The sequence below is a fragment of the Aeromonas sp. R7-1 genome (assembly GCF_040908115.1).
Taxonomy (GTDB): Bacteria; Pseudomonadota; Gammaproteobacteria; order Enterobacterales; family Aeromonadaceae; genus Aeromonas; species Aeromonas caviae.
This window is the reverse complement of the sequence record NZ_JBFODD010000037.1, coordinates 229,049-239,149: the sequence shown is the minus strand read 5'-3', so window position 1 is coordinate 239,149 and position 10,101 is coordinate 229,049. Positions and strand designations below refer to the sequence as shown.

General features: G+C 63.0%; 7 protein-coding genes and 1 tRNA gene. 4 read left to right on the top strand and 4 right to left on the bottom strand.

Going from position 1 to position 10,101, the window contains the following annotated elements; translation table 11 throughout:
- The first annotated feature begins 52 nt into the window (after nt 1-52).
- Nucleotides 53-1,203 (top strand): IS3 family transposase gene (locus AB5Y51_RS09255; RefSeq protein ID WP_319903933.1). Its coding sequence is split into 2 segments (ribosomal slippage): nt 53-290 and nt 290-1,203, totalling 1,152 coding nucleotides; the frame shifts between segments, so codons are not numbered across the junction.
- Nucleotides 1,155-1,252: transfer RNA gene (locus AB5Y51_RS09250), tRNA-Ser, on the top strand. Before AB5Y51_RS09255 ends, AB5Y51_RS09250 begins: the two co-directional genes overlap by 49 nt.
- A gap of 240 nt (nt 1,253-1,492) precedes the next feature.
- On the opposite strand, the gene AB5Y51_RS09245 is transcribed toward AB5Y51_RS09250, so the two are convergent.
- From AB5Y51_RS09245 to AB5Y51_RS09230, 4 genes are all read right to left on the bottom strand, one after another.
- Nucleotides 1,493-2,488, bottom strand: coding sequence for a sulfate ABC transporter substrate-binding protein (locus AB5Y51_RS09245; protein WP_368178321.1), 996 nt, complete (start codon nt 2,486-2,488; stop codon nt 1,493-1,495).
- A 319-nt stretch (nt 2,489-2,807) separates the two neighbouring features.
- Entirely contained in the window at nt 2,808-4,223 is a 1,416-nt protein-coding gene (locus tag AB5Y51_RS09240) for an efflux transporter outer membrane subunit (protein ID WP_368178320.1), read from the bottom strand.
- Nucleotides 4,216-7,365, bottom strand: a complete 3,150-nt coding sequence (locus tag AB5Y51_RS09235) for an efflux RND transporter permease subunit (protein ID WP_324021038.1) — start codon at nt 7,363-7,365, stop codon at nt 4,216-4,218. The genes AB5Y51_RS09240 and AB5Y51_RS09235 overlap by 8 nt, the downstream gene beginning before the upstream one ends.
- A gap of 17 nt (nt 7,366-7,382) precedes the next feature.
- Nucleotides 7,383-8,564, bottom strand: coding sequence for an efflux RND transporter periplasmic adaptor subunit (locus AB5Y51_RS09230; RefSeq protein ID WP_010673710.1), 1,182 nt, complete (start codon nt 8,562-8,564; stop codon nt 7,383-7,385).
- A gap of 154 nt (nt 8,565-8,718) precedes the next feature.
- Here AB5Y51_RS09230 and AB5Y51_RS09225 point away from each other — a divergent pair, with 154 nt between their 5' ends.
- Together AB5Y51_RS09225 and AB5Y51_RS09220 are read left to right on the top strand one after the other, a co-directional pair.
- A complete protein-coding gene (locus AB5Y51_RS09225) occupies nt 8,719-9,354 on the top strand; it encodes a TetR family transcriptional regulator (protein WP_045524073.1) in 636 nt (211 codons plus the stop codon).
- 91 nt (nt 9,355-9,445) lie between these two features.
- Entirely contained in the window at nt 9,446-10,009 is a 564-nt protein-coding gene (locus tag AB5Y51_RS09220; RefSeq protein ID WP_368178319.1) for a class I SAM-dependent methyltransferase, read from the top strand.
- The last annotated feature ends 92 nt before the right edge of the window (nt 10,010-10,101 follow it).

The window sequence follows — 10,101 nt, the reverse complement described above, 5'->3', positions numbered from 1 at the left end:
CAGTTCCCTAGACACCTCACAGCCTTAAAATGAGGCAACTATTGGAGGTGTTATGACCCGTCAGCGTTATCCAGAAACATTCAAAATCGAAGCCGTTAAACAAATCACCGAGCGCGGGCGGCCGGTGGCTGACGTTGCACGTGCCATCGGGGTATCCAGCCACAGCCTGTATGCATGGCTCAAGCAGTACGGTAAGCCTGCTGACCAGCAAATAGAAGAGTCTGCCTTGCAAGCCGAGATCCGCCGCCTGAAAACTGAACTGCGCCAGGTCACCGAGGAGCGCAATATTCTAAAGGAGGCCGCCGCGTACTTTGCCAGCGAGTCAAGGAAAGGTACGCGTTCATAACCTCCCGACTCGACCGGTACAGTGTCGTTACCCTGTGCCAAACCCTGGGGGTTCACCGAAGTGGCTTCTACGCGTGGTTGAAACAGCCCACATCGCCACGACAGCAGGAGGACGAACGACTGACCGGATTGGTCAAGCAATCCTGGCTGGAAAGTGGTGCTGTCTACGGTTATCGCAAGATCCATCGCGACCTTCGTGACGCAGGGGAAGCCTGCGGCAAGCACCGTGTGGCCAAATTAATGAAGCGGGAGGGACTGCGTTCGCAAACGGGCTATCAACGCCGCAAGGGGCATTATGGAGGCAAGAGCACGCAAGCTGCCCCAAACACGCTGGCACGTCAGTTTAAGGTGCCAGCCCCCAACATCACCTGGGTGACTGACATTACCTACATTCGCACTCAAGAAGGGTGGCTGTACCTGGCGGTGGTGCTCGACCTGTTCTCTCGCCAGATCGTCGGCTGGGCGATGAAGTCACGCATGACGGCAGACTTGGCGGTTGATGCGTTATTGATGGCCGTCTGGCGGCGTAAACCCAAGCAGCCGGTACTGGTGCATTCGGATCAGGGCAGCCAGTTTACCGGTGGTGAATGGCAGGACTTTCTGAAGGCCCACAACCTGCGTTGCAGCATGAGCCGACGGGGTAACTGTCACGACAACGCGGTCGCCGAGAGCTTCTTTCAGTTGCTCAAACGGGAGCGGATCAAGCGCAGGATTTACGCGACAAGAGACGAAGCCCGCAGCGATGTGTTTGATTATATCGAGATGTTTTACAACCCAATCAGGCGTCATGGTTCCAATGATGGGCTGTCGCCGGTAGAGTTTGAAAGGCAGTTTATTTTTCAGCAACAAAGTGTCTAGAAAACCAGGGGCGATTCAGTCGTAGGTTCGACTCCTATTACCGGCACCAGACAGACGAAGGGTTGGCCTCAGTGCGAGGCCAACCCTTCGTGCTGTTTGTCTCGGGTCTCTGGCCAAGACGCCGAAGTGACTGCGCCAGAACCCCCTCCCCTTCCAGGACACCGCCATCCGCGGCGGTCCTGTTCATCTTTCAGAGCCTGACGCACCAACCTGGCCCCACCGACAGAGAGGGCAGCCAGGCAGCTACGCCCCGGCTGCACCTGGGTGAGCATCGTTATCCAGAGGCCCCTCAGCGCTGGGCATAGATCTGGTCGAACACCCCGCCCTCCTTGAAGTGAGTGCGCTGGATCACAGGCCACGCGCCGAAGGTCTTCACCACATCGAGGAAGGTGGCGTTCGGGAAACGGTCTGCAAACTCGGCGAGGATCGCCGGGTTGCGCGGGCGTAGATAGTTGCTGGCAGCAATGCGCTGGCCTTCGTCAGACCAGAGATAGGCCAGATAGGCTTCGGCCTCCTTGCGGGTGCCCTGCTTGTCGACCACCTTGTCCACCACGGCCACCGGCAGCTCGGCCACGGCGGTGACGCTCGGGTAGACCACCTCGAAGCTGCCACGGCCGAACTCGCGGGCGATCATCTCGGCTTCGTTCTCGAAGGTGACCAGCACGTCGCCTATGCGGTTCTGGATGAAGGTGGTGGTGGCGGCGCGGCCACCGGTGTCGAGCACGGGGACTTGCTTGAACAGCTTGCCGACGAACGCCTTGGCCGCCTTCTCGTCGCCACCTTGCTCCAGCACATATCCCCAGGCCGACAGGTAGGTGTAGCGGCCGTTCCCCGAGGTCTTGGGATTAGGCACTATGACCTGTACCCCCTCCTTGAGCAGATCAGGCCAGTCCTTCAGCCCCTTGGGGTTGCCCTTGCGCACGATGAACACTGTGGCCGAGGTGAAGGGCGCGCTGTTGTCAGGCAGGCGGGCCGCCCACTCTTTCGGCACCAGGCCGCCATGCTCGGCGAGGGCGTTGATGTCGGTAGCCATGTTCATGGTGATGACATCGGCGGGCAGGCCGTCGATGACGGCGCGCGCCTGCTTGCTCGAGCCGCCGTGGGACATATTGATCTGCAGCGGCTCGCCGCCTTCCGCCTGCCAGTGTTTCTGGAAGGCGGCGTTGTAGTCCTTGTAGAAGTCGCGCATCACGTCATAGGAGGCGTTGAGCAGGGTGGCCGCCTGGGCCAGCGGGGCGAGAGCCAGACCTGCGGCGAGCAGGGTGGCGGGCACGAGTCGTTTCATTGCACATCCTTGGAATGAGAGTCGAGTGACCAACTATAAGAGCCATTCATTTATTCTTTGAAAGAATAATTAGTGCGCAGCTTATGCGATTTATGGCATCACTCAGGTCGGGCGCGGCGAGTCTGCCGTCGGTTCTCTCTGACCGATGATGGCTGGATAAGCAGGCGCACCAGATCGACCACGCTTTTCACATTGGGCGATCGGCCCGGGCACAGCTCCCGTCTAAGGTGTGGTGTCCATGGCCCATAGCAGATAAAAAACGGGGCGAACCCTGAGGTTCGCCCCGTTGCTGCCACTATATCAGCGACCGGATGAGAGACTAGCCCTGCCCTGCGGAGGCCGTTGGGGCCTCCTTGGGGGCCTGCCAGCCGCCGCCGACCGCCTTGTAGAGGGCGACCTGGTTACTCAGCTGGGCGAGCCGGGTGCTGATGAGCCCCTGCTTGGCGCTGAACAGGGAGCGCTGGGCGTCGAGGCGGGTCAGGTAGCTGTCCACCCCTTGCTCGTAACGCACCTCCGCCAGCCTGAAGTAGGTCTGGTTGGCATCCACCAGCGCCTGTTGCGCCTGCAGCTGCTGCGCGTAGTCCGCCTGGGCACCGAGGGTGTCCGCGACCTCCTTGAAGGCGGTCTGGATGCTCTTCTCGTAGCTCGCCACCGCCTGCCTGGTCCCCACCTCGGCCACGTCCAGATCCGCAACGCGCTTGCCGCCGTCGAAGATGGGCAGATTGATCTGGGGCATGAAGGTCCAGGTGCCGGTGCCGCCGTCAAACAGACCGTTCAGCTGGTTGCTGGCGGTGCCCGCCGTCGCGGTGAGCGAGATGGTCGGGAAGAAGGCGGCACGGGCCGCTCCGATATTCGCGTTGGCCGCCTTCAGGTTGTGCTCCGCCGCCAGGATGTCCGGGCGTTGCTGCAACAGGCTGGAGGGAGCCCCCACCGGGATCGGCGCCAGTTTCACCTCTGCTAGGGTGGCCGGTTGTGCCGCCAGCACCGGAATATCGGTGCCAAGCAGCAGGGCCAGACCGTTTCTGTCCTGCTTCACCAGACGCTGGTATTGCGCCTGGCTGACCTTGGCGTTTTCCAGTGCCGTGCGCCCCTGGGCCAGCTCCATCTCGGAGGCGGCGCCCAGGCGGTATTTGTGCTCGGTGAGGGCATAGCTCTCCTGCTCGGTGGCGAGGGTCGCCTGGCTCAGGGCCAGCAACTCCTGATCCGCCAGCAGGGTGAAGTAGGCATTGGCCACCGAGGCCACCAGGGCGATCTGGGTGCTGCGCTGGGTCTCGATTTGCGCCAGATAGGTCTCAAGAGCCTGATCTTTCAGGCTCTGGATCCGGCCAAACAGATCCAGCTCATAGGCGGTGATGCCGATGTTGGCGCCGTACTGGCTGCTGATGGTGCCCTGCCCCGTACTACTGAGATCATCGGATCCCTGCTGGCGGGTACCGCTGCCACTGGCGGCCAGGGTCGGCAACTGGGCCGCCCGCTGGATACGGTATTTCGCCTCGTAGGCCTCGACGTTGAGGGCTGCCAGGCGCAGATCCCGGTTGCTCTCAAGGGCGGTGCCGATCAGCGTCTGAAGGGCCGGGTCCTGGAACTGCTGGCGCCAGGGGGCAAGTTCCCCCTTGGCGGCCAGGTCAGCTTGCCAGGAGGCGCCTTGGGGCAGCTCGGGGCGCTGGTAGTCGGGGGCCATGGAGCAGCCCCCCAGCATCAGGGTCACGCCAAGGGCGATCAGGGTCTTAGTCATGGTTGATCTCCTTGGTGTGGACACTCTCTTCCCCGGCATGCCTGCGTTCGGTGAAATAGCGCATCACCAGCACGAAGAACAGCGGCACGAAGAAGATGGCGAGCACGGTGGCACTGATCATCCCCCCCATCACGCCGGTCCCGATGGCGTTTCGGCTGCTGGCGCCCGCCCCGGTACTGATCACCAGGGGCAGTACCCCCAGGATGAAGGCGAGCGAGGTCATCAGGATGGGGCGCAGGCGCTGACGCGAGGCCTCCACCACCGCATCCCCGAGCCTCATCCCCTTGTCGTGCAGCTCCTTGGCGAACTCGACGATGAGGATGGCGTTCTTGGCCGACAGCCCGATCGTGGTGAGCAGGCCCACCTGGAAGTAGACGTCATTCTCAAGCCCGCGCAGGGTCGCGGCCAAAATGGCCCCCAGCACCCCGAGCGGCACCACCAGCATGACCGAGAACGGAATGCTCCAGCTCTCGTAGAGGGCCGCCAGACAGAGGAAGACCACCAGGAGCGAGATGGCGTACAGGGCCGGCGCCTGGGAGCCTGCCTGACGCTCCTGGAAGGAGAGGCCGGTCCACTCGATGCCGATCCCTTCCGGCAACTGTTTCACCATCTCCTCGATGGCCGCCATGGCGTCACCCGTACTCTTGCCAGGGGCCGCCTCACCGACGATCTCCATGGCGGAGACACCGTTGTAGCGCTCAAGACGGGGCGAGCCGAAGCTCCACTCCGTGCTGGCAAAGGCGGAGAAGGGCACCATCTGGCCCGCGCTGTTGCGCACGTACCACAGCTTCAGATCTTCCGGGTTCATCCGGAAAGGGGCATCCGCCTGCAGATAGACCTTCTTGACCCGGCCTCTGTCGACGAAGTCGTTCACATAGGAGGAGCCCCAGGCCGCCGACAGGGTGTTGTTGATGTCGGTGATGGAGAGCCCCTGGGCCAGCGCCTTCTCGTAATCGATCTTGATGTCGAGCTGGGGCGTGTCTTCCATCCCGTTCGGGCGTACCCGCACCAGGTTGGGATCCTGCGCCGCCATGCCGAGCAGCTGGTTGCGCGCCTGCATCAGCTTCTCATGACCCAGACCGCCACGGTCCTGCAGGAAGAAGTCGAAGCCGGTGGCCGTGCCGAGTTCCGGAATGGGGGGCAGGTTGAAGGCGAAGACCTGGGCTTCCTTGATGCTGAACAGGAACCCCATGGCGCGGCCGATGATGGCATTGGCGCTGCGCTCTTCTCCCTTGCGCTCACTCCAGTCCTTGAGTTTGATGAAGGCCATGCCGCTGTTCTGACCGCTACCGGCGAAGCTGAAGCCCGCCACCGTCAGCACGGAGTCCACGTTCTCCTTCTCGTTCTCGAGGAAGTAGTCGCGCATCTCCCCGAGCACCACCTCGGTCCGCTCCTTGGTCGCCCCCACCGGGAGCTGCACCATGGACATGATGACCCCCTGATCCTCTTCCGGCAGGAAGGAGGTGGGCATGCGCATGAAGAGCACCGCCAGCACCGCCAGCATGGCCAGATAGATGATGCCGTAGCGGGTGCCCTGCTTGATCACCTTGCGCACGCCGTTCTGGTAACGGTTGGCGTTGGTGTCGAAGAAGCGGTTGAACCAGCCGAAGAAACCGCGCTGGGCGCCGAATTCACCGTGCTTCATGGGTTTGAGCAGGGTGGCACACAGGGCCGGGGTCAGGATCAGGGCCACCAGCACCGAGAGCACCATGGCTGAGACGATGGTGAGGGAGAACTGGCGATAGATGGCACCGGTAGAGCCACCGAAGAAGGCCATGGGCACGAACACCGCCGACAGCACCAGGGCGATGCCCACCAGGGCGCCGGTGATCTGGGTCATGGACTTGCGGGTCGCCTCGAGGGGGGAGAGATCCTCCTCGCTCATCAGACGTTCCACGTTCTCCACCACCACGATGGCGTCATCCACCAAGAGGCCGATGGCGAGCACCAGACCGAACATGGTCAGGGTGTTGATGGAGAAGCCGAAGGCCGCCATCACCCCGAAGGTGCCGAGCAGGACTACGGGCACCGCGATGGTCGGAATCAGGGTTGCCCGGAAGTTCTGCAAGAACAGATACATGACGCAGAAGACCAGGAAGATCGCCTCGATCAGGGTCTGCACCACCTCCTCGATGGAGATCTTCACGAACGGCGTGGTGTCGTAGGGATAGACGATCTCCATGTTGGCCGGGAAGTACTCGGAGAGTTCACCCAGCTTGGTCCGCACGTGCTCGGCGGTATCCAGGGCGTTGGCACCGGTCGCCAGCTTGATGGCGACGGCGGCGGTGGCCTGGCCGTTGTAGAGCGCGGTCGCGTCGTAGTTTTCACCGGCAAGTTCGACCCGGGCCACGTCCTTGAGCTGGACCTTGGAGCCGTCCTGGTTCACCCGCAGCAGGATGTTGTTGAACTCCTCCACGGTGGAGAGCCGGGTCTGGCCCATGATGGTGGCGGTAAATTGCTGATCGCTCACCGCAGGGGTCCCCCCCAGCTTGCCGAAGGCAACCTGGGCGTTCTGGGCCTTGATGGCGGCCTGAATGTCGGCCGGGGTCATCTGCACCCGGTTGAGCTTGTGGGGATCGAGCCAGACGCGCATGGAGTACTGGCTGCCGAACAAGGTGATGTCACCGACCCCGTCCAGACGGCTCAGGGGCTCCTTGATGTTGGCTACCACATAGTCCGCCAGGTCATCGTTGGTCATGGCGCCATCGGTGGAGATGAAGGCGGCCACCATCAGGAAGCTGCTGGAGGTCTTCTGGACCCGCACGCCCTGTTGCTGCACCTCTTGGGGCAGGAGCGACATGGCCTGTTGCAGCTTGTTTTGCACCTGCACCTGGGCGATGTCGGGATCCGTGCCCGGCTTGAAGGTGAGGGTCACGCTGACGTTCCCTGACGAGTCGGATTGCGCCGACATGTAGAGCAGGTGATCCAGCCCGGTCATGTTCTGCTCGATGATCTGGGTCACCGAGTCTTCCACCGTCTTGGCGGAGGCCCCCGGGTAGCTGGCGGAGATGCCAACAGCCGGCGGGGCGATGGTCGGGTACTGGGCCACCGGCAGGCCGATGATGGCCATGGCCCCGGCCAGCATGATCACCAGGGCGATCACCCAGGCGAAAATGGGTCTATCTATGAAAAAACGTGCCATGAGGCGACTACTCCATCCTACTGCTTGGTTGCCGGGGTCTGTTGTGCGCTGTTGCCGGCACGTTCAGTGGGCGCCACCACGACCCCGGGTTTGACTTTCTGCAGACCGGCGACGATCACCTTCTCGCCAGCCTTGAGACCGGACTCCACCACCCAGCTGTCGCCGGACATGCGGCCGACCTGCACTTCACGCAGTTCCACCTTGTTGTCCGCCGTCACCACCATGACGGTGGCACCGCCCTTGGGGGTACGGGTCACGGCAGTCTGGGGCACCAGCAGGCCTTGCGGGCGCTCGCCCTCCTGCAGGGTGGCGCGCATGAACATGCCGGGCAGCAGCAGTTGATCCGGGTTGGGCACGATCACCCGCAGGGTCACCATGCCGGTCGCCTCGTCCACGGTCACGTCGGAGAACTGGAGGGCTCCTTTCTCGCCATACTGGCTGCCATCTTCCAGCTGGAAGCTGACACCGGCCCCGTCCTTCTCCCCCTGGGTCAGCTTGCCCTCGGCCACCAGGCGCTTGAGGCGCAGCAGGTCGGCGGTGGACTGGCGCACGTCCACGTACATGGGATCGAGCTGGGAGATGGAGGTGAGGCTGTCCGCCTGCTGGGCGGTCACCAGGGCACCCTCGGTCACCGCCGACTTGCCGATGCGGCCGCTGATGGGGGCCGTGATGCGGGTGTAGGCCAGGTTGATGTTGGCGGTCTGCAATGCGGCCTTGGCGGCCCCGATCTCGGCCAGCTGCTGTTTCCAGGCCGCGTCGGCGTCGTCATACTCCTGGCTGCTGATGGCTTTCACCTTCACCAGCTCGGCGTAGCGCTGGGCCTTGAGGCGGGCGCTGCGCTCATTGGCCTCGGCCTTGGCGAGGTTGGCCTTGGCGGAAGCCACTTCGGCCTGATAGACGGCGGGATCAATCTGATAGAGCAGTTGACCGGCCTTGACGTCGCTCCCCTCGGTGAACAGGCGCTTGAGGATGATGCCGTTCACCTGGGGACGCACCTCGGCCACCCGCAGGGGGGCGGTGCGGCCGGTGAGCTCGGACAACAGTTGCAGGGGGGCCGTATGGAGGGTGACCACGTCCACGGCGGCGGGAGGCATCTCCCCCATGGCCTGCTGGGCCCCGTCCTTGTCACCACAGCCAGCCAGCAGGCCGCTTGCCAGCAAGGCAAGGCCGACCGAACGTGCGAGAATATGTTTATGCATCAAGACTCTGAACCTCTGTTTCAATCAAAAAGAAGTGACAAAACCACAGGGTTTATAAGGCCCCTGTTGGTAAAACGGCGAAGATGAGGCAATATACATACATTCATGAATGTATGTAAGAAACTTTTTTCACTTTTAAACAGGACCGGAGTCAATGGCCAGACGCACCAAAGAAGAGGCGCAGCAAACCCGCTGCAACATCATGAGCACGGCCCTGGATCTCTTCTGCCAACAGGGGCTGGCACGCACCAGCCTGACCGATATCGCCAAGGCGACGGACCTCACCCGGGGCGCCATCTACTGGCACTTCAAGAATAAAGAAGAGCTGTTCGTCACCCTGTGGGAGGAGCTGTGTGCCCCCCTCTCCCACCAGCTCGATGCCTGCGTCGACGAGGCGGAGCCGGATCCCCTGGGCAAGCTGCGCAGCTTTCTCAAGGAGGTGATGCTCAAGATCAGCACCGAGCCCGCCCACCAGCAGATGTTCACCATCATGTTCAATCTGGAATCCATGGAGGGAGAGGCCGCCGTCATGCGCGAGCACATGCACCTGCAATCCATGAATTTCTTCCGGGATCTGGAGATCACCCTGGCCAATGCCGTGCACCGCGGCCAACTGCCCGAGGGGCTGGATCTGCGCCGCGCCGCCACCCTGCTCCACTGCACCCTGGACGGCTACATCATCAACTGGCTGCACTTCCCGGATCGCATCGATCTGATTGAGGAGTCGGACTTTCTCCTCGATACCCTGTTCACCCTCATCGCGAGCCCCACCCTTCGCCGCCACCCCTGAGTCTGCAAGACGCGCCGCCCCCGCCAATGCTCAACAGCCGGGGGCAAACCTGCTAGAGTAACGCCCCCCCACCACGATGAGCCCGACCCCCTTGCCACACGCCCCCGCGCCGGCGCACGACGCCGCCCCTCGCCCCGCCCTCGTGGCAGGCGCCCATGCCCTCTTCCTGGCCCTGCTGGGCAGCGGACGTCATCTGCTGGAGGCCGGTTGCGGGGCAGGAGAGGATCTGCGCCTCTTTCGCCAGCAAGACCTCACCGTGACCGCCTTCGATGCGAGCCGGGCGCAGGCCGCCGCCGCCTCGCGCCTGTGTGGCCAGCCGGTGCGGGTCTGCCGCTTCGAGCAGATGCAAAGCGTCGTTCCCTATGACGGCATCTGGGCCAGCGGCTCCCTCCCCTGTCTGCCCGAGCACGAGATAGCCCCGGCGCTCGGTCATATGGCCACCCTGCTCAAGGCCGGGGGCCCCCTCTACGCCTCCTTCCCCCACGGGAAGGGCGAACCGCTGCCACGGTCGGGGGAATATCCCCTGCAGACCCGGCTCGACGAGGCGGGACTGCGACGCCTGATCGCTCCCCTCCCCTTCACCCTGCACCATAACTGGGTGGGGGAAGATGAAGTGAACGGCCCCTGGCTGCACGCCTTGCTGGTGCGGCGCTGATCCGCGCCCCCCCCCCCCGAGGTCAGTGACACCTCACGGCATTCAGCCCGTTAACAATATTTAACCCTGAGTTAACCACCATAAAGCAGACA